Below are 19,694 nucleotides of genomic sequence, written 5' to 3'. Positions count from 1 at the left end.
CCGAGAGCCAGGCCAGCCCGCAGGCAGGCAGGCGGCGATCTGCTCGCTGCGGCGAGCCCTGCGGGCGGATCAGCTCATGCGGAACGCCGGCGACGTCCATGACCAGAACCCCACGACAGAGCCGAGGACGCGATCGTGAGACGGATCTGGATGTGGGCTGCCGAGCTGTACTACCGCATGGTGGGAGTTGAATCCGAGGTCGGCGATCGCGGCGGAGGCGTCGAGTGCCTCAGCCGTTGGGGAACGACGCCTTTGTCAGCTCTTCGGAGACGTGCCAGACGCGCTGGGCGTCCTCGGTGCTGCGAAGACGGGAGTAGAGCTTCTGTTCGCCAGGAGGGCCGCCGAGGTGACCGAGACCGCTCGGTCCGTAGAGTCGGGCGCCCTGGGCGTCGGCAGCCGTCGCGGCGTAGAGGGCCGGAAGGTTCGCGGTCTCGACGGTCCCGAGGAGGATGCCGCGGGCGGACAGGGCACTGATGAGCTTCCTGCCCCCGGTTTCCTTGTCACGGCCGACCTCGGGACGCGCGGCGAGCAGGTTCGTCGGAGCGACCCCGGGGTGGGAGAGGTTGCTGGTGATGCCCCAGCCGCCGGCCTGACTGCGACGGTCGAGTTCGAGGCCGAAGAGCCCGAACGCGATCTTCGACTGGCTGTACGCCTTCATTCCGTCGTAGGAGCGTTCCCAGTTCAGGTCCTGCCAGTTGATGGCGTCCCTGTTCGCCGCGATGCTGATCTGCGAGGTGACGCGTGCGTGGCCGGCGCGCAGCAGCGGCAGCAGCTGGGCCGCCAGCGCGAAGTGGCCGAGGTGGTTGGTGGCGAACTGAAGCTCGAACCCGTCGGCGGTCGTCTGCCGGTCGGGCGGCGTCATGACGCCGGCGTTGTTGATGAGGATGTGGATCGGGTTTCCCTGCGCTCGCAGGGTCTCGCCGAGGGCTGCGACGGAGGCGAGCGAGGACAGGTCGAGAGGGTGAAGCGACACGTTCGCGTGGGGGGTCGTCCGGCGGATCGTGGCGATCGCGGCCCGGCCCTTGTGTGGACTTCGAACAGGCAGGAGCACTTCGGCCCCGGCCGCGGCGAGCCTGGTGGCGAGGCCGAGCCCGATGCCGTCGCTTGCTCCGGTGACGAGGGCGCGCTTACCGGTCAGGTCGGGGACGGTGATGTCGATGGGCCTGCGTGGCATGTGTTCACTCCTGGAGGCTGCGTCGTTGCTTCCACCGTCGTGGAAGACGGCGGCGTTATGCAGGGCCGCTCGATCCACTGATACGGAAAGCCACCGTCCGGCCGGAGCCGTGTCGGGGGATGCGGGATCCCAGGCGGCGATCGCCCGAAGGATCACCAGAGGGCCGTCGCCTGCCTGTGCAGCGACACGCTTGCCAAGGGGGGATCGTCAGGGCGTGGATCCGTAGATCCGCGGGCGGTAGGAATGAGGGCAGCGCCGAAGGAGGCATCCATGATGATCGACCGGAGCGGACTGGCGGAGTTTCTCAGGCGCCGCCGGGAGTCGTTGCAGCCGGAAGACGTCGGTCTCCCGCGTGGCCGGCGCCGCAGGACAAGCGGGCTGCGGCGGGAGGAGGTGGCCGCGCTCTGCCACATGTCGACCGACTACTACGCGCGGCTCGAGCGGGAGCGTGGACCCCAACCGTCCGAGCAGATGATCGCTTCCATCGCGCAGGGTCTCCACCTCTCCCTCGACGAGCGTGACCACGTGTTCCGGCTCGCCGGACACAACCCACCCGCGCGGGGTGAGGTCAGCGAGCACATCAGCCCCGGCCTGCTGCGCATCTTCGACCGCCTGCACGACACTCCCGCGGAGATCGTCACCGAACTCGGCGAGACGCTGCGGCAGACCGCGCTGGGCGTTGCGCTCACCGGCGACCTGACCGTCTACAAGGGCCCGGCCCGCAGCCTCGGCTACCGCTGGTTCACCGACCCCGCCACGCGACAGCTCTACGCTCCCGACGAGCACCCGTTCCTCACCCGTATGTTCGCCTCGGGCCTGCGCGGGGTGGTCACCCTGCGCGGTCCCGGTTCCCGGGCGGCGCACCTCGCCGACCTGCTCCTCACTCAAAGCGAGGAGTTCCGGCAGGTGTGGAACAACCACGAGGTCGGCATTCGTCCCCACGAGGTGAAGCACTTCACCCACCCCGAGCTCGGCGCGCTGGAACTGACCTGCCAGACACTGCTCGACCCTAACCAGTCGCACTACCTGCTCGTCTACACCGCCGTTCCCGGCAGCGACAGCTACGAAAAGCTGCAACTGCTGTCCGCCGTAGGAACGCAGGCGCTCCGCTAGGCTCCGTCGTCACATTCCCGTCGTCACATTCCCGTCGTCCCATCTGACCGTCGGTACCCGCGGGAGCGTGCGGATCGCGGAGAACATGAAGGTGTTGGGTGGGTGGCGAGTGCTGTGCCGGCGCCGGCCCGGCGATGTCACTGACGCGGCTTCGCCGGTGGTGGGACAGTGGTGCTGAGAGCCCGATGGGTGCCGCGGCAAGGCGCAGAGGATGGCCCTGACCTTGAAAACGATCAGTCCAGGTCGGCCTCACGGGAGGCCGACTGCCCGCGCCTGCGGGAGCTTCGGCGGGTGATTCGCCTGGTCCTGATCGTGATGGCGGCCCGTGTGGTCAGCAACCGCACGCAGATCACGCAACCGGAGGCGACAGCAGCGCCGACGCGCACTGCGTGATGCGTCCTCCCGCATGGAAACGATGGAGTGCCCAGTCCACGGGGGCACCTGGACGACCGGCACCGACCGACGTCTTGACGCTCGCCACTGCTCGGGGCGCTGCCGCCGAGCCGCCTTCCGCCGGCGCACAGCGGTCGAAGACGACTGACCGACAGCATCAAGTGAGACAACCCTGTGGAAGTGCTGCGGGGAGACAACACCAGCTGAGACTCCGCCGAAGATCCGTCTCGCCCCCTTTGCATCATCCCTGATCACACCCTCGGCCACGGGCAAGATCAAATGAGACGGGACAGCGGTCCACCCAGCCACCCAAGTCGCCCCGCACTCGGGGCACTCGGCCAGGCCGGAACCGCTCGGCTCCGCGGCTACCCGCTGGCGCAACCGCCGGTCCCGACGCCACTGCCTGGAACGACATGCCGGCGAGCGGTACACCGCATCAGGCCGCGCATCAGGCCGCGCATCAGGCCTCAGCCGTTCACCGCAGCCCCCGCACACCCGCTCTCCGGTCAGCCCGGCGCCCCGGGCACACGGGCACACGGGCACACGGGCACACAGCCGGCCTGGGTCGTGTCTCCCAACTCTCTTGAGGGCACGTTCGGCTTCCAGTTCCTGCTCGCCCTTTATTTACAGTCCGTGACGGGAGACAGCTCGGTGCGGACCGGCATGGCCTATCTGCCCGGCCCCATCGTGATTGCGGTGATCTCGCTCGGCTGCTCCGCCGAAATCATCACCCGGTTCGGGGCGCGCACCGTGCTGCTCGCCGGCATGGTCATCACGGCGGTCGCACTGGCCCTGCTCGGCCGGCTTCCCGTACACGCGTCCTACTCCGCAGACATCCTGCCGTCGGTGCTGCTGCTCGGCGTCGGCGCGCGCCTCTCGCTCCCCGCCGCGATGGGATTGGCCATGTCCGGTGCAACGCCCGCCGACTCGGGCCTCGCCTCAGGCCTGGTCAACACCACGCAGCAGATCGGCGGCGCCCTCGGGGTGGCGATCCTGGCCGCGCTGGCCGGTTCCCGGACCGACACCCTGGCGAGCCAGGGCAAGAGCCCAGCCGAGGCCGCCACCGGCGGCTATCACACCTCCTTCCTCGTGGCCGCCGGCTGCAGATGGTGGGCGCGCTCCTCGCCGCCGCTGCGCTGCGCGCCCCGAAGGCCGACGCGGTCCCCGCCGACAGGGCCGGACAGGGGGCCGAGGACATCACCCTGCCCTCCTCCAACTTGCTGAAATGACCGCCGGCCCCCCGGGTGCCTGGTGTCTCGACCAGGGCTCTGACCACGGGGTGCAGCCGGGCGAATTCTTCATCGCACAGGTTGTCGAGAAGTCGTCCTTCTGTTCGGCATCGGCCGGACGGGTCCTGGCCGGCCAGGACCAGGACTGGACGGCCGGGATCTGGACGGCGTGAAGCGGACCGACGCCATCTTCTGGCGTTCAGGTACCCGCGTGATCCGGCGGACTCCCCCACCTGCTGGTCAAACCTGCTGGTCGAAGTTCGTCTGCGCCATCAGCCGTGCCCTTCGGTCTGCGTCCGGCGCACCTCACACCCGGAAGCGGACACGAACCAACCCGGAAAGCGGCTGACCTGCGGACAGGGATCGCTGGTATGGGCCTCAAGCCGCGGTTTGCGGACGACTGTGACCGTTCGCGTCAGTGGGCGGGTGTTCACGACAACGCGCGCGAGCACCACTCATGCGCCCATGCGCACTCTCACACGCCCGTCACTTCATGTATCGACTTGATCGCCCAGGGAAGTCATGCGTGGGCGGATCTGCTGTCCGGCAGCCGCCCCCGCACACACCTGGAGGCATACGTGGCTGTCACCAACCTCACTGTCCTGGAGAACGGCGAGGCGACGCCCCCCGGCTGGTTCAAGATCGACGTGGACCTGAACGAAGGCGCAGGCGGCGAGTACCTGTACTTCGCGTACGAGAGGGACGGAGCCGACCGGCCCATCACCGACATCTACTTCCTCATCGGCCAGGGCCAGCCCACGCCCCCCGGCTACGAGAAGATCGACACCGACCTCAACAAGGGCGCCGGCGGCGCCTACATCTACGCGACGTTCACCCGAACGGTGGGAGACCCCATCGAGGACCTCGCGGTCATCTCCTCCAACGACCCCAGCGCCAACCCGCCGAACGGGTTCAAGCGGATCGACGTCGACCTGAACATGGGAGCCGGGGGTAAGTACATCTACCTCTGCTACCGCATCTGACCACGCAGGACTGACCGGGCCGACCCGTTGGGCTAGCGTGTCGACCGCGCGGCGACGACCGGTGATCTCCTCATGAGGGTCTCGACGTACCACGCGAGGTTCGCCTCGTAGTGCTCGGATGCGTTCACACAGGGTCGCTGGGACGTCGGAACCGCTGGACCGTTCGCCGCCGCGCTGCCGGAAGACGCGCTGCCGGAAGACGCGCTGCCGGAAGAGCTCCAGACGTCGTCAGCCCGGTACGTGCCGGCCCGGGAGACACCTTCCTCTCGGGCCGGCGCGGCGACTCCGAGGGGATGTTCGACACCTGAGGTCACCGATCAAACTGAGGTGCGGAGGCGGGTGGTCGGCCGGTCACCAGGTGACCGGGAGCGCCTCGACGCCGTAGACCGTCGAGTCCTGGCGGAAGCGGAGGTCGGTTTCGGGGACGGCGAGTCGGAGGGTGGGGAAGCGGCGCAGCAGGGCCGGCAGGGCGATCTTCATTTCCAGTCGGGCCAGTTGCTGTCCGAGGCACTGGTGGGCGCCGAAGCCGAAGGACAGCTGGGCGACCGGACGGCGGCGGAGGTGGAGGTCGTCGGGGCGCTCGGGGACGAGGTCGGGGTCGCGGTTCGCGGTCAGGGGGGAGAGCAGTACGTGCTCACCCGCGGCGATCCTGTTGCCGTTGATGTCGACGTCGGCCACGGCCGTGCGCAGGAGCGGCGCGGCAATGGCGAGATGGCGCAGGAGTTCCTCCACGGCTGTGCCCGTGACCGTGGGATCGTCGCGGAGGGCGGCGAGTTGGTCCGGATTGCGGAGCAGGGCCAGCACGCTCAGGGCAAGCATGGTCGCCGTGGTCTCATGTCCCCCGACGAGGAGGGTGGTTCCGAATCCGATGAGTTCGTCGTCGGTGAGCTCCGCGCCATGCTGCCGGACCACCGAGCCCAGCACTCCGTCCCCGGGGGTGACCCGGTTACGGGCGACGATGTCCGCCATGACCGCGTTCAGCTCGGCCGATGCGGCCACCAGTTGGTCGGCATCGGCCGTCCCGTCCATGATCACCTGGGAACAGCGCTGGAACATGGACCGTGTTCCGTACGGGACGTCGAGCAGTTCGCAGATCGCCAGTGAGGGGATGGGCAGGGCGAACGCCTCGACCAGGTCGACGACAGGTCCGTGTTCCACCATGGCGTCGAGGTGGTCGGAGACCATCGTCTGGATCGCGGGCCGCAGTTGCTCGACCTGGCGGACGGTGAAGCTGCCGGTGAGCATGCGGCGCAGGCGGGTGTGCTCCGAACCGCTGTAGGCAGGCAGGAAGCCCGGGTGGTTGAAGAGGGTGCGCGGCAGCGTCGGGTCGATGCCGTCGCCCGTCACCAGGCGCTCGTCCGCGAAGGCAGCCCGGACGTCGCCGTACCTGGTGACGACAACGGCTTCGATCTCGCCGCGCATCGGATGGAAGACGCGCAGCCGCGGCTGGCCGTCCTCCTCGCGCATGCGGAGGAGGTCCGGCGACGGGGCGAACGGGCAGGTCCGGTCCCGTTCGGAGGCTACGAAGGACGCTGAGCGGTGATCGGGCACGGTGCATGCTCCTCAGTTGTGTCGATCCTGGGAACGCCGTCCTGTCGTGATCGCGAGCGCCGGCCTACACGCGGTACCGGGTGGAGGCGTGGTGCCAGTCGTAGGCGCCGCGGATGGTGGTCTGCAGTGCCTCCGTGCAGTAGCGCTGCAGCAGGTCGCGTTCGGCCGGGTCGAGGTGGCTCGTGGCTGTTGCACCGAGAAGGGCTCGGTGGGCGTTGGTGAACAGTTCCAGGGCTTCGCTCTGACGGCGCAGAACCCTCTTGATCGCTTCCGGCCGGGAGAGCCCGTGTTCCCGTTCCAGGCAGAGCACGAGGTTGTTCCGCTCCCCCAGTGCCGCGTCCTTGTCCAGGGAGACGACGTCGTTGTCGCAGATGATGAACGTCTTCGTCATCTCGCGCATGATCGACAGGTGCGGTAGCGCGTACAGGTGGTCCGGGAGGACGCACGAGGACAGGCGCTCGGCGAGGTCGATGACCGGTGCCACGCCGATGGTGTGGCGCCGGACGCGCAGGTACGTGCTCAGAGACAGGGGCGTGTCGGCCTGCCGGCTGCGCACCTCGTGGACATGGTGGTCGAGGTAGGAGGACCAGTGGGCTGCCGATCGCTGGATCCAGTCCTCGGGCATGTCCTGGCAGCTGCGTCGTCGCATGTCGGCGAATGCACTGGCCAGGGGCAACGGGGACGCCTCGCCGGTGGTGCCTTCCTTGACGAGTTGGACGAGGTGGCGGACCCGCTCGGGCGACCGGCCCCACTGTTCGTCGAGCGCGTCGTCGAACAGGAAGTACCAGCTCTGCTGGTCGACTCCCAGGTCCAGTTCGTTTCCGGTCGCGTTCGGATAGAACATGGCCGCGATCAGCGGGTACTGGCCCTTGAGGTGGTGGGCCTCCTCCGCTTGCGAGGACAGGAAGCCGAAGGACTTCGGCCAGGCGAGGTGGCGGTCGTGAGCGGCTCGGAAGTCCGGACTGGTCCGGCGGGGAAAGGGGACGGGAACCGAGGCCGGGGCCCCGGGGCTGTTCTCGGTCACAGGCACGGGCACGGGTATGGGTATGGGCACGGGCACGGACGGCTCTGCCGTCGATGTCATGGTGTGTCTCACCTCCACAAGCGGGTCCGGTTCAACGGGTCGGCCAGGGCGAGACGCGCATGGGCAGCTCGTTGGGCCGGATCAGCGCTTGGACCACCGGCCGGACCCGGCGCCGCTCGACCGGCTGCGGTCGCCACCGCGAGACGATCGAGCGGAGGACGACCAGCATCTCGGTCATCGCGAAGTGGTCCCCGATGCACTTCCGGTTGCCGAGGGCGAACGGAACGTAGGCGCCCGGTGGAAGATCCTTCTGGGTAGGGCTGAGCCAGCGGTCCGGGTCGAATCGCAGGGGATCCGGGAAGTACGCCGGGTCACGGTGCATCGTCACCGCGCTGTAGATCAGCTCGGCCCCCTGCGGGAGCTCGACACCGCAGACCCGCACCGGCTCCAGAGCGCGCCGCATGAGCAGCCAGTTGGGCTGATGCAGGCGGAGCACCTCCCGGAGGAACCGGTCGGTGAAGGGAAGCGCAGCCGCGCCGGGCAGGTCGCCGGCGGGCAGCGCGTCGCACTCGGCCTTGATCCGTGCGGTGATCTCCGGGCGCCGGCCGAGTTCGTGGAGCGCCCAGGACAGGGTGGTCGACGTGGTTTCGGCACCGGCCATGAGCAGGGAGAGCAGCTCGTCGCGGGCCTCCGCGTCGGTCATCCCCTGCGGATTCCCGGGAGTCCCGGCGAACATGATCGACAGCAGGTCGCCGCGGTCGGTGCGGTCCTGCCGAGCCTGCCGGACAGCGGTGTCCGCGAGTTCGCGCAGCGCTGCGGCCGCGGACAGGTACTTGCGGTGTCCCAGCGCGGGCGAGGAGGCGATCGGCGCGGGCAGAACGGTGCCCACGAAGACTCCGCGCATCACCGTGGTCAGGTGCTCGGCGACGCGCTCCCCCAGCTCGGCCACGGCTGCGGCGCCGTCCGGGCGCTCGGTGCTGAACAGGGTCGCGACGAGCATGACCGTCATCATCCGACGCATCACCAGGTCCATGGCGATCACCTCGCCCGGCCTCCAGGCCGATACCTGTTCCTCGGCGATGCCGGTCATCGTGCCGACGCACGCGGCGATGCTGTCACGGTGGAAAGCGGGCTGGAGCGCGCGCCGTTGACGCCGGTGGAAATCCCGCTCGGACGTGATGATGCCGTTCCCGATGAAAGGCCGCGCGATGTCGAACAGCAGCCCTTTGCCGAATCTCCTGCTCTGCGTCACGAGAACGTCGTGGACGGCCTCCGGTGAGTTCAGGACGAACACCGGCCGATTTCCGAGGAATATCCTGACGATGTCGCCCTGCGCCCTGACCGATCGCAGGAAGTCAACCCGTTTGACGGCCAACTGCGGCAGGTGACCGAGTAAGGGAAAGCGGCCCGGCGCGATGGGCGCCTCCACTGGAGCGGTGATGGAACGCACAGCCCTGCACCTCCCTGAAACGTGAGCTCGAAAAGTCGCTCGTTCTTGGAAAGTTCGCTCATCCGCGGTGCACCGTGATCATCGTCCGCCACCTCAGGAGAGGTCAAGGGTTCGGCTGAAAATGCACGGCCGGAGTGTTTTGAGCCGAAGGAGGTGAATTCCTTCAGAATTCAGCCCGAAGCCGTCGGGCATGCTGCCATGGACGGCCCCGGCACTCCGAAGCATGTCGGCCGGTGCGGAGACCCGCTGGCCCCCGGCCGTTCGGGATCAGGAGCGTGTCCTCAGCCAGTGCCGCGCGGCGGCCAACGTCACCTCGATGTCGTCGCTCCATGAACAGACTTCCAGCCACGACCAAGGCCCCGGCGTTTGCCTGACTCGTCCAAACTTGTGCTGGTTGATGTCGGCGGCGTACGTCGGTGCGGGACCGACCGTCACGAGGGGACTGACGAGGCGCGGGCGGCCCGTCGCGTGAGGGGCCGCCCGCGTCGCAGGCATCCGGTTCAGGCACCGCACCTCGCGTGGCGGCGGGGTGGTGTCTTCACAGCGCGATGCGGACGGTCTTGACCTGGGTGTAGGTGTCCAGGCCTTCCAGGCCGCCTTCGCGTCCCAGACCGGACTGCTTGTACCCGCCGAAGGGCAGGTTGCCGGTGCTCATCTCGGCCCAGGTGTTCACCCAGACGGTGCCGGCCTCGATGGCCGCGGCCATGCGGTGCGCGGTGGTGAGGTTCGTCGTCCAGACCGAGGCGGCCAGCCCGTAGCTGGTGTCATTCGCCTGGGCGATCGCGTCGTCGATGTCGGTGAAGGTCGTCAGCACGCCGACCGGGCCGAAGATCTCCTCGCGTACCACGCGCATGTCGGGACGGACGTCGTCGAGCAGGGTCGGGGCGAAGAAGTAGCCATGATCGCCGAAGCGTCCACCACCGGTCACCACGTTCGCGCCCTCCTGCCGGGCGATGTCGAGGTAGGAGCTGACGCGGTCGAACTGCGCCTTGGTGGACAGCGGACCCACCAGCGTGCCCTGGGCCAGGGGGTCGCCCGGGGTGAAGGCCTCCATGGTCTGGAGCAGCTTCTTGACGAACTCGTCGCGGATACTCTCCTCGACGAACACACGCGATCCGGCGACGCAGGCCTGCCCGGCGTTGCCCAGGAAGCCGGCCGCCACGCCGCGGGCCGCGACGTCGAGGTCGGCGTCGGCGAAGACGACCGACGGCGACTTGCCGCCGAGTTCGAGGGTGACGCGCTTGAGCGTGTCGGTGGCCAGGCGCTGCACCCCCTTGCCGGTCGCGGTCGATCCCGTGAAGGCGATCTTGGCGACGCCGGGGTGCGCGACCAGGGCCTGACCCGCCTCGGAACCCAGACCGGTTACGACGTTGATGACGCCGGCGGGCAGGTCGGTGGCGGCCAGCAGCTCGGCCAGCCGCAGCGTGCTCAGCGAGGCGGTCTCGGCCGGCTTGAGGACGACGGTGTTGCCGGCGGCGAGTGCCGGAGCGAGCTTGCCGGGCAGTTGGCCCATCGGCCCGTTCCAGCCCCAGATGATGCCGACGATGCCGAGCGGCTCCTTGCGGGTGTAGGCCACGCGGTCGTTGCCTGCGGGAACGCTCACGCCGGACAGCTTGGTGGGCCAGCCCGCGTAGTAGCGGAAGACCTCACTCGCCTCGGTCAGCATGTGTCCGGTCAGAAAGCGGGGAGCGCCCATGTTGACGGAGTCGATGGTGGCCAACTCGTCGGCGTGCTCCTCGATGACGTCGGCGATCTGGTTGAGGATCTGGCCGCGCCGGTCGGGGCTCATGTCGGCCCAGGCAGGATCGGTGAACGCCCTGCGTGCGGCCTTGACCGCGGCGTCGACGTCGGCCGCCTCGCCGCGCGGCACGCTCGCCAGCGGCTGCTCGGTGACCGGATCGGTGTTGGGCAGGGTCTTCCCGGAGACCGCGGCCGCGGGTCGGCCGTCGATCCACATCGTCCGGTCGCCGGCCCGCACGAACGTGGGGACGTCGCGCCGGGCGGCCTCGGCGACGGGCGGGGCGCTCGCAGATCCAGTCATGGTCATTCCTCTCCTGAACAGCAGATCCGACCCAACCGGATTGCCTGTCCAATTAACGTAACGGATAGGCAGTCCGTTTCGCAAACCTAAGTGAGAAGGCTATCCGCTATGCTGGGACAACCAAGGAAGGAGGGATCTGCCATGAGCGGTGACGCCGCCTCCGTCCGGCGTGCCGACGCCGAGCGCAACCGAGCGAAGATCATCGCGGTGGCCCGCGAGGCCTTCGCTGCGCCGGGCGCCGCGCCGTCGATGGCCGAGATCGCCAGACGCGCCGGTGTCGGCATGGCCACGCTCTACCGCAATTTCCCGGGCAGGCTCGAACTGGTGGAAGAACTCTTCCGCCACGCGGTCGATGACATATGTGAAGCCGCCGAGCACGTCACAGGCGAAACACCCGGTGAAGCGTTCTTCGCCTGGCTCATGCGCTTCCATGCCAACGGCGCCCGCAAAGGGCCGCTCGCATCCCTGCTCCTCGCCGAATCGGCCAGCGACACCCCTGTCGTGCTCCGGGACAGCCGATCCCGCACGATCACAGCTGGCGAGCCCCTGTTCCTCGCCGCGCAACGCAGCGGAGAAGTACGCGACGACGTCTCTCTCGGACAAATTCTTGACGGCCTGGTCGCCCTCAACACCGTCGACAACCACCCGGACTTCCCCGGCGCCCTGATCCGCATCATGCTGGACGGCCTGCGCCCGCCCACACCCGGACCCGCCAAGCCATGAGCGAGTGCTCCAAGGCCTGTTGGGAAGGTGCTGGGCACAGCCACTCGCTGAGGACTGCGACCAGCACGGTCGCCTCGTAACGGATGGCGGGCTTGATGCTCGTATCTCATGACCACGGCCCGTTGGCGCTTGAGATGATTGATCCCCTCGGCGGCATGGCGCTCGGGGTAGTCGGTCTTGTCGAACTTCGGCGCCGAAGCTCGACCTCGTCCTCCAGTTGTTGCGCGAGGGCGACTCGCCCGGGTCTGCCGGTGAAGTGCGTAGGACGGGCCTGAGCGTGGATCAGACCGCGGCAGCGGAATGGTGCCGGCGGGCGGCGCCTGAGGAACCGGCCGTCTTCGGCCTGCCTTACCACCCTCTCCTGGGCCGCTACCGGGTACCGAGCGAGAAGACCTTGCGCAGCGTGCTGTCACGCCTCGATCCGGCCGAGCTCACCGCGGCCGGATTCGCCTACCTGAAGCCCCTGCTTCCTGACCAGCGCGTGGTTCCCGCGCCGCTGATGCCCGACAGCGGCCCGGAGCGCGAGCAGCGCCGGGCCCACCAGGCTGCCGCCCAGGACAGTCCACTGCGTCGCAGACGCCAGGCGATCGCGGTGGACGGCAAGTGCCTGCGCGGTGCAAGACGCCGTGACGGCAGCCGGGTTTCTGTGCTCTCCGCGGTCCGCCACGGAGACGGCATCACCCTGGCCTCGCGTGAGATCGGCGCGAAGACGAATGAGATCCCCGAGTTCGCGCCCCTGCTCGACCAGATCGACGACGTGGACCTCGCCGGGGCGGTCATCACCGCCGATGCCCTGCACGCCCAGCACGCCCACGCCGCCTACCTGCGCCAGCGCGGCGCCCACTACCTCCTCACGATCAAAAACAATCAACGCGATCAGGCCCGCCAACTCCACCGGCTGCCCTGGAAAAAGATCCCCGTGATCCACCGGGACGACACCGTCGGCCACGGCCGCCACGAGCAGCGTCTGGTGCAGGTCGTCACCGTCGACAGCCTGCTCTTCCCCAACGCCCGCCAGGTCCTGCGCATCCAGCGCAGACGCCGCCTCTACGGGGCGAAGAAGTGGTCCCAGCGAGACCGTCTACGCCATCACCGACCTGCCCGCTGAACAGGCCGACGCCGCCGAGATCGCCGCCTGGGCCCGCGGGCACTGGACCGTGGAGAACACCGTGCACTGGGTGCGTGATGTCGTCTTCGGCGAGGACAAGTCCCAGGTCAGAACCCGCAACACGCCCGCCGTACTCGCCGCCGTCCGCGACCTGATCCGCAGCGCGCTCAAGCTCGCCGGATACGTCAACACCGCCGCCGGACGCCGGGCCCACAACGAACGCCACCGCGTCCTCGGGCACAGGGTGCCGGGTCCGGCAGGGTGGGTCCTTCCTACCGTGAGTGATCGAAAGCGAAGGAGGCCGGGGTGCTGGAGCGGCTGAACCAGGCCATGGAGCACATCGAGTGCCACCTTGATCGGCGGATCGAGGCGGCCGCAGCGCATGCAGAGCCTGTCTGATCAGGAGCCGCAGGGAATCGTAGGGGTGAGTGAGAACCTCGACCCGAGTCGGGCGGAAGGAACCGAACTCGACTACTACCACAGGGTGGTGACCGACGCCGCCGTGCCCGAGGACATGGATGCGCTCACCGTGCCGGCCGGGACGTGGGCGGTCTTCGAGAGCTCCGGTCCGTTCCCGCAGACGCTCCAGTACCTCTGGCGGGACGTGTTCACGCAGTGGTTCCCGTCCAATCCGTACCGGAGCCGGCCGGGACCCGAGATCCTGCGGACCCGGCTGTCGCAGGACGGCTCGCAGGCGACCCATCAGTGGTCCTCAGCCCCAACGGTGCCCCGTCGGTGTTCGCCCGCGACCCGCAAGGCCGGGTGACACACACCTGGCAGCGAGGCCCCGAACACGGCCACGCATGGAACGACACCTGGGTCGACATGGAAGGCGACCTCGCCACCGACCCACCCGACACCACACCCACACTGCCCATGCACTCGCAGCCGGAGATGCCGTCAGCCAGGCCGACACCCTAGTACGGCGACCGAAGTCTTCGCCATGCAGCTGCTGCCCAGGAACGGCTCGGGGACGATCAGGAGCCGTTCCCACCACTCCTGATCCCGCTGATCTCCGGGCCGTGCGATCTCCGGCGGATCACGGAAGGGATCGGTCGTGGTCCCGCCGGTGGTGGCGACCTGCCGCTGCCGGCGGGGCCGTTCGACGGGGGGGCGAGCGGGTTTCGTACTCGGAGGCCCCGCGCCACCGCCTCACCGCGTCGGCCCGCATGCGCTGGGGCGTCGAAGTCATCCCGGCTCCGGGAAACGGCGGAGCCCGGCCGCGCACTTCACGGCCGGGCTCCATGATCGAGCGCTGGGCAGGCCTTGCACCTGCATCTCCCCGCAGGAAGCGGGACGTCTTTCCTTGGACCACCAACGCAGCACCAGCCGAACGAATTCACGTCGACCAGCTCAAGATCAATCATAGCCCACCCGAACGTCGCCGCCGGACGGGACCGGCCCTGCTTGTAGAAAGGGGCCGTCGCTATTTCAGGGTGAGTAAGTGGGATGGGTTGACGCGAAGACGATCCCGGCGAGGGCGCAGGCTCCGGCCGACAGCATCAGTGCCCATACGGTGTTGGCGGCTGCGGCGGCGCCCATACCGGCGACACCGAGTGTGGCGCCGACCTGACGTACGGCGTTGAGGAGGCCGCCGGCCGCACCGGCGGTGCCGTCGGGCGCGGCGCTGATGACGGCCGCGACGAGGGCGGGCAGGACGTAGGCGATCCCGAAGCCGGTGAGCAGGAGGCCCAGGGCGAGCCAGTGGTAGGCGCCTTCGGCGAAGACGGTGCCGGCGAAGACGGTGCCGGCGAGGACCGTGCCGCCGCAGGTCAGCAGAGCCAGGCCGGCCAGGACGGGGTGCCTCGGGCCGATGCGGGCCATGATCCGGCCGGTCAGTGGCGGGTTGGCGGCGAAGGGGGGCCGGCGGGGAGGGTGAGCGGCAGGAACGCGAGCCCGGCTGGAGAGGGCTCAGGTGTCGTTGTCGCTGCAGCAGCAGGGGCAGCAGGGGCAGCAGGGGCAGCAGGGGCAGTGTCCCGGCCAGGGCGACGTTGGCGACCGCGGCGGCCAGCAGGCCGGCGCGTACTCGGTCCGACCGCAGCAGGGCCCGGTTCACGACCGGCGACTTGCTTCTGCGTTCGAGCAGCACGAATGTCAGCACCGCGATGACGAGTCCCGTCGAGGACCAGAGAGTGTGGCCCCAGGCCCGGCGCGCCGGCGGTGATCAGCGCGTCCGTGAGCAGCGCCAGCACCACTGCCGCGGCCAGCTGGGTCGGCCAGTCGATGCGGCGGTCACTGCACGGGCAGGTCACCGAACGGGTCCGAGCAGCACCATGAAGTAGCCCAGCGAGATGCCGGTGAGCATGCCGGCACGCCGCCTCCTCGACACGGAAAGACCCTCACCGCACCGGCCGAACCACTGGCCTCCATCGATCTCGACCCGGTCCCGCTCGCCCTCGTCGCCGCTCCGGCCCGCCCCCTGGCCGGCCGTACCGCGCTGTCCCCCGCCGACCTCGACCGTGAGCGGCTCCTGGTCAACGTCCCGGAGTGCTCCGCACTTCGCGGTCACCGAAAGCCTCCATGCCGGCACCTTGGTCCCACTCGACCTGCCTCTGCCGGACCTCAGCCTGCGCCTCGTCTGGCGCGAGGACCGCGAAACCCTGCCCGGCCTGCGGAACGTCCTGTACGCCGTGGCCCGCCCGTACCCGAGCAGTGTGCCGCCTCGCCGGGAATTGCCGAGTCGGGGTGCCCGGACGGCCACGCGGGGTGGGCAGGAGGCCCCGGATTTCCGCGGACGACGGCTTCTGGTGCTGTTACCGGCCGGACAGCCAACCTTCTGCCGAGGTCATGAGGCGTGGCGGAAGACGGTCGCCGGGCCGATGACGTGCGGGCCGAACTTGTCGCGGACGCGGTCCACGGCCGCTTCGGCGACCAGGCGGGCCTCGCGGGCGTCGTCGAGGCTGATCTGCCGGGTGACCTGGTCGGCGCTGATGAGGTCCTCGCCCTTCAGAGTGATCCGCGTGAGGCGGCCGCGTTGCAGGCCGGCGGCGTCCATCAGCCGGTAGGCGAGGACGCGCAGGTCCTCGTCGTGCGCGGACGGCTCTTTCAGGCAGCGGGTCTTCTCCCAGCTGCAGTTCCCGGCGAAGGTCAGCGTCAGTGTCAGCGCGCGGGCCGCCTGGCCTCGTCGGCGCAGCAGCAGGGCGAGCTGGACCACCAGATCGAGGAGGGCGGCGCGGACGTCGGCGCCGTCCACGACGTGCCGGTCGAAGGGGCGCCGGACGGTCGCGGTGGCGGGCAGGGTGCGGGGGACGACGGGGCGGGGGTCGATGCCGCGGGCCCGGTCGGCGGCCTGGCGGCCGGCGCGGCCGCCGAGGAGGCGTTGCACGGTCGTGGGGTCGACGGCGGCGAGGAGGCCGACACGGTGGATGCCGTAGTCGTGCAGCGCTTCGGCCTGGCGGGGGCCGATGCCGTGCAGGGCCTCCACCGGCAGCGGTGCCAGCCAGTCGGCGGCCTGGCCCGGGTCGACGGCCAGGACGCCGCCGGGGTGAGGGACCTGGGCGGAGGCGGTGGCGGCGACGGTGATCGTAGGGCCGATGCCCACCCGTACGTCGACGCCGAGACGGGACAGGGTCCGCACCCGCAGGAGCTCGCCGAGGCGGCGGGCGTCGGCGCCGTGATAGCGCAGGGCGCCCTTCAGCTCCACCAGCGCCGCCGTCGGTGGCAGCGCCTGTACGACCGCCGACAGGCCGGCGAGCTCTTCCAGGACCTGTCGGTAGGCCTCTACCGGCAAGCGGTCCGGGCAGCGCACATGCATCACCGACGACACCCCGCCACCGGACGCCTTCTCCACGCTCACTGCTCCCACCTCCCCCGCCAGACTATCGAACGGAAAATCGAACACGCGAGGGCGCATACGGGTCGCCCGGCACCGGCCAGACAGGCTTGCTGCGGGTTCACGCGTGCGGAGGAGTGCGATGAGGAGCGGGTGTGTGTCTCCGGTGGCTTCCTGTTGCCTGGCGTTGCGATCAGGCCGTGGTCTTCGACTGCGACGCATCGCCCTGGGCGCGCAGTTGCTCGTTGATGCGTTGGGCTTCTTCTAGCTGGTCTTCGAGGATGATGATGCGGCAGGCGGCCTCGACGGGGGTGCCCTGGTCGACGAGTTCGCGGGCACGGGCGGCGATGCGCAACTGGTAGCGGGAGTAGCGGCGGTGGCCGCCTTCGGAGCGCAGGGGGGTGATCAGGCGGTGTTCGCCGAGGGCGCGGAGGAAGGCGGGGGTGGCGCCGAGCATCTCGGCCGCCCGGCCCATCGTGTAGGCGGGATAGTCGTCGTCGTCGAGAGGGGCGACGGAACGGGTACTGCGAGGGGGCATAGACCTCTTCTTCCAGGGGACGAGTCGGGGGCCCGGGTGCCGTACCGGCACCCGGGCCCCGAGTTTTCAACACCATCTACCGGCTGACTGCGCCGGCCTCTTGTTTCCGCAGGCTTCCCTCGGAAGGGCGAGCTGCGGGGATCGCGGATGCGTGACCGGGGACCACCTTCCAATCCGGGGCCTGCGGTACCCGGGCGGACTTCTTCCTCGCCCGGGCGATCCTGATGGCGTCTGCTCCTTACTTTCGGACTTTCGGCTACTCGGTTGTACTGCTGGATACCGCTGGTACTGCTCGCAGCCCCCGTGGGGCTGCGTCCTGCGACGTGCATGCACGGCAGTTCGTCTCTGCCGCGCCCTCTTCGACTTCCTGGCTACAACCAGAACAGTAGCCCTGCGACAGGGCAATGTCTACCCTCGCCACGACAGATTTTCTCTACGGCTGCTGTCCGGACTTCTGGCAGAGCTGCGCCCGAAAGGGTGATGCCAGGGGGTGGGGTTCCAACCCGAGGAGCGTCGGGCGCAGGCCGTCCAGGGCGGCGGTAGCAACGAATGGACAGCACGGAGGCGGCCCGCACGGCGGCTTCCGAGCCCCCCGGCCCTCTGCGGTCCGTTCAGGGCCACAGCCCCGTCGGACTCGTCGTTTCGCCGGTGGTTTGCACCCGTCCGGGTCAGCCGTGATGGCGGTGCGGCCGAGGTCCGGCGAGGGTGGGGTAGCGCTCGAAGTCCCCATCGGCCTGTCCCCGTTTCCCTTGAAGGAGCACTGTCATGTCCGAACGCAACACCGTCATCCGCAGCCTGCACGATGTGGGTCTGGCCGCTTGGTTCGGCGGCTCGCTGATGGGCGCAGTCGGCCTGAACGGCGCGGCGAAGGACGAGGGCGGAGTGGAGGCGATCAGGGATCGCATCTCTTCGTCGGGGTGGGCGAAGTGGGCGCCGGTCAACGCCGCCGCCATCGGCGCGCACCTGTACGGCGGCGGTGGCCTGCTCGCCGCGAACGCCCATCGCGTCGCCACCCAGAAGGGCGTGGCCGCTTCCACCACGGCCAAGACCGTCGTCACCGCCGCAGCCCTGGCCGCCACCGCCTACGCCCGTGTCCTGGGCAAGAAGATCGAGCTGGCCTCCTCCTCCGATCCCGAGGACACCGAGAAGGCGGCGAAGCACCCCATCGACATCGACAAGGCCCGACGGCAGCTCGCCTGCGCGCAGTGGGCGGTGCCGGCCCTGACCGGATGCCTGGTGGTGCTCAACGCCCTGCACGGTGAGCAGCAGCGTCCCGTCGAGCAGATTCCGGGTATCTGGGAGCGGGCCCGCTCCGCGACCCCCTTCGTGTCGTAGGGCTCCGCCTGCCGAACTCGATCCTGTGCTCCAAGGCTTCGGCCACAGGAACGGCGAGAACGGAGCCGATGTCCGCTCCCTCGCCGCGGCCGGCCCCGCACTGTCGGCCGGGTGGGCTGCGGGGCCGGCCTGGGGCGGCTTCCGCACCCAGCTGGCCGTGCGCACAGGCGGCCGGGTGCTGCCGCGCTCCCGGCAGCGGACGGACAGACGGCCCCGGTTCCCGAGATCCGCACGGCGTCCCTCGCGCGCTGCCGGCGGACGACAACGGGCTGGACGGGGTCATGTGACCTGTCGGTGCGCCTCAGCCAGTCGGTGTCTCAGGGCATCCGCGGGCTGTCAACCAGGTCGCCGAGCACGCCGGCGGCACCGTCGAGAAGGCCCTGGTGGACCAGGGCTTCAAGAACAAGGTCGCCACGCACGGCAGCGGTCTCGGCATCGGCGTCGCTACCGTCGAGCGCAACCCGCAGGACGAGGGGTTCGTCCCGCAGCCGAAACGGTGGAGGGTCGAGCAGACCTACGGGATCCTCATGCTGCACCGGCGTCTGGTGCGCGACCACGAGCACCACCCGGCCTCCTCCGCCTCCCGCGTCTACTGGGCCATGACCCACCTCATGGTCCGCCGTCTGACCGGCGCGACCACTTCCACCTGGCGCGATGCGCAGGCGGTAGGGGCGTGAACGTCGAGCCCCCTGCTCGAGGCGCTCGACGTCCAGGAGCACGCCGCCGGGGTCCTGGCCGACGATCTGCGCACGCAGTCGACGAACTGCAGGGCCGACTGCGGGAGGCCGAGGCCCATCTCGCACCTCGCGATCACCCGGAAGACCATCACCGCCCTCGCCGACCGTCTCCCGGCCCAGCCCTCCTCGCCGGACCTGCCCGAGCACCCGGACTGTCCGCGCATCCTCGCCGTCTTCCACGAAGCCGCCGGCCCGCTACGGGCCCGTGACGTCTGCGATGCCCTCGCCCACGAGCTGCTGCCCAGGACCATCGAGGGCACCCGCGCCAAGCCGAGACGACTGGTCAAGCTCGACGTCCTCATCGAAGTCGACACCGGCAGCTTCACCAGGATGCAGTAGCCGACCGAAGCCCCGCGACCAGCAGCCCTGCCCCCGCCTCAACAGAGCTGCCGCGCCCCCTGCTCCGGCACCCAGCCGGAACACCCCCCTGTCGCCGTTCCTTGAACCGTGACCCCCTATCGGTCGATGAAAAGTGACCCCTTCCGTGATCGAGTGATCAGTCTGGCTCCATGGGAGTCAGGTG

15 protein-coding genes and 3 pseudogenes are annotated in these 19,694 nt (G+C 69.5%); 9 read left to right on the top strand and 9 right to left on the bottom strand.

Going from position 1 to position 19,694, the window contains the following annotated elements; genetic code table 11:
• Positions 1 to 229 precede the first annotated feature (229 nt).
• Positions 230 to 1,174 carry an SDR family oxidoreductase gene (locus ACFV9M_RS34370; RefSeq protein ID WP_385077037.1) on the bottom strand — a complete coding sequence of 315 codons (945 nt, stop codon included), beginning with the start codon at positions 1,172 to 1,174 and terminating at the stop codon, positions 230 to 232.
• A gap of 270 nt (positions 1,175 to 1,444) precedes the next feature.
• Here ACFV9M_RS34370 and ACFV9M_RS34365 point away from each other — a divergent pair, with 270 nt between their 5' ends.
• The 4 genes from ACFV9M_RS34365 (at position 1,445) to ACFV9M_RS34350 (ending at position 4,892) form a co-directional block, all read left to right on the top strand.
• Positions 1,445 to 2,287: a helix-turn-helix transcriptional regulator gene (locus ACFV9M_RS34365; protein ID WP_385077040.1), complete on the top strand. Its 843-nt coding sequence runs from the start codon at positions 1,445 to 1,447 to the stop codon at positions 2,285 to 2,287.
• Between the two features lie 960 nt (positions 2,288 to 3,247).
• Entirely contained in the window at positions 3,248 to 3,904 is a 657-nt protein-coding gene (locus ACFV9M_RS34360) for an MFS transporter (protein ID WP_385077043.1), read from the top strand.
• A gap of 1 nt (position 3,905) precedes the next feature.
• A complete protein-coding gene (locus tag ACFV9M_RS34355) occupies positions 3,906 to 4,082 on the top strand; it encodes a hypothetical protein (protein WP_385077046.1) in 177 nt (58 codons plus the stop codon).
• Between the two features lie 405 nt (positions 4,083 to 4,487).
• Complete coding sequence (locus tag ACFV9M_RS34350; protein ID WP_385077049.1) at positions 4,488 to 4,892, top strand: hypothetical protein; 405 nt, start codon at positions 4,488 to 4,490, stop codon at positions 4,890 to 4,892.
• A gap of 351 nt (positions 4,893 to 5,243) precedes the next feature.
• Here ACFV9M_RS34350 and ACFV9M_RS34345 read toward each other — a convergent pair whose 3' ends face one another.
• The 4 genes from ACFV9M_RS34345 to ACFV9M_RS34330 all read right to left on the bottom strand — a co-directional run bounded on the left by ACFV9M_RS34345 (position 5,244) and on the right by ACFV9M_RS34330 (position 10,958).
• Positions 5,244 to 6,443 carry a cytochrome P450 gene (locus ACFV9M_RS34345; RefSeq protein ID WP_385077051.1) on the bottom strand — a complete coding sequence of 400 codons (1,200 nt, stop codon included), beginning with the start codon at positions 6,441 to 6,443 and terminating at the stop codon, positions 5,244 to 5,246.
• A 64-nt stretch (positions 6,444 to 6,507) separates the two neighbouring features.
• Positions 6,508 to 7,473: a pentalenene synthase gene (locus ACFV9M_RS34340; protein ID WP_385077054.1), complete on the bottom strand. Its 966-nt coding sequence runs from the start codon at positions 7,471 to 7,473 to the stop codon at positions 6,508 to 6,510.
• An 85-nt stretch (positions 7,474 to 7,558) separates the two neighbouring features.
• Complete coding sequence (locus ACFV9M_RS34335; RefSeq protein WP_385102629.1) at positions 7,559 to 8,896, bottom strand: cytochrome P450; 1,338 nt, start codon at positions 8,894 to 8,896, stop codon at positions 7,559 to 7,561.
• Positions 8,897 to 9,455: 559 nt separating this feature from the next.
• Positions 9,456 to 10,958, bottom strand: a complete 1,503-nt coding sequence (locus ACFV9M_RS34330; RefSeq protein ID WP_385077060.1) for an aldehyde dehydrogenase family protein — start codon at positions 10,956 to 10,958, stop codon at positions 9,456 to 9,458.
• A gap of 141 nt (positions 10,959 to 11,099) precedes the next feature.
• Between ACFV9M_RS34330 and ACFV9M_RS34325 the strand changes: the two genes are divergently transcribed.
• The 3 genes and pseudogenes from ACFV9M_RS34325 to ACFV9M_RS34315 all read left to right on the top strand — a co-directional run.
• Positions 11,100 to 11,681 (top strand): TetR/AcrR family transcriptional regulator, encoded by a 582-nt coding sequence (locus ACFV9M_RS34325; RefSeq protein ID WP_385077063.1) that lies wholly within the window; start codon positions 11,100 to 11,102, stop codon positions 11,679 to 11,681.
• Between the two features lie 286 nt (positions 11,682 to 11,967).
• A pseudogene (locus tag ACFV9M_RS34320) lies at positions 11,968 to 13,024 on the top strand (ISAs1 family transposase); the annotation flags it as partial.
• Between the two features lie 150 nt (positions 13,025 to 13,174).
• Positions 13,175 to 13,555 (top strand): annotated as a pseudogene (locus tag ACFV9M_RS34315) (GyrI-like domain-containing protein); the annotation flags it as partial.
• Positions 13,556 to 14,220: 665 nt separating this feature from the next.
• Here ACFV9M_RS34315 and ACFV9M_RS34310 read toward each other — a convergent pair.
• From ACFV9M_RS34310 to ACFV9M_RS34295, 4 genes are all read right to left on the bottom strand, one after another.
• Positions 14,221 to 14,613 (bottom strand): hypothetical protein, encoded by a 393-nt coding sequence (locus ACFV9M_RS34310; RefSeq protein WP_385077065.1) that lies wholly within the window; start codon positions 14,611 to 14,613, stop codon positions 14,221 to 14,223.
• A gap of 424 nt (positions 14,614 to 15,037) precedes the next feature.
• The gene (locus tag ACFV9M_RS34305; protein ID WP_385077068.1) at positions 15,038 to 15,298 is read right to left on the bottom strand and encodes a hypothetical protein; all 261 of its coding nucleotides are present in this window, start codon (positions 15,296 to 15,298) and stop codon (positions 15,038 to 15,040) included.
• Positions 15,299 to 15,574: 276 nt separating this feature from the next.
• Entirely contained in the window at positions 15,575 to 16,543 is a 969-nt protein-coding gene (locus tag ACFV9M_RS34300) for a hypothetical protein (RefSeq protein ID WP_385077076.1), read from the bottom strand.
• Between the two features lie 211 nt (positions 16,544 to 16,754).
• Positions 16,755 to 17,099 (bottom strand): MerR family transcriptional regulator, encoded by a 345-nt coding sequence (locus ACFV9M_RS34295; RefSeq protein WP_385077071.1) that lies wholly within the window; start codon positions 17,097 to 17,099, stop codon positions 16,755 to 16,757.
• Between the two features lie 765 nt (positions 17,100 to 17,864).
• Here ACFV9M_RS34295 and ACFV9M_RS34290 point away from each other — a divergent pair.
• Together ACFV9M_RS34290 and ACFV9M_RS34285 are read left to right on the top strand one after the other, a co-directional pair.
• Positions 17,865 to 18,434, top strand: a complete 570-nt coding sequence (locus ACFV9M_RS34290; protein ID WP_385079866.1) for a hypothetical protein — start codon at positions 17,865 to 17,867, stop codon at positions 18,432 to 18,434.
• A 335-nt stretch (positions 18,435 to 18,769) separates the two neighbouring features.
• Positions 18,770 to 19,111: pseudogene (locus ACFV9M_RS34285) on the top strand (IS5/IS1182 family transposase); the annotation flags it as partial.
• Positions 19,112 to 19,694: the final 583 nt, after the last annotated feature.

This window comes from Streptomyces sp. NPDC059895 (assembly GCF_042731035.1).
Classification (GTDB): Bacteria; Actinomycetota; Actinomycetes; order Streptomycetales; family Streptomycetaceae; genus Streptomyces.
This window is presented reverse-complemented; position numbering and strand designations above follow the sequence as displayed.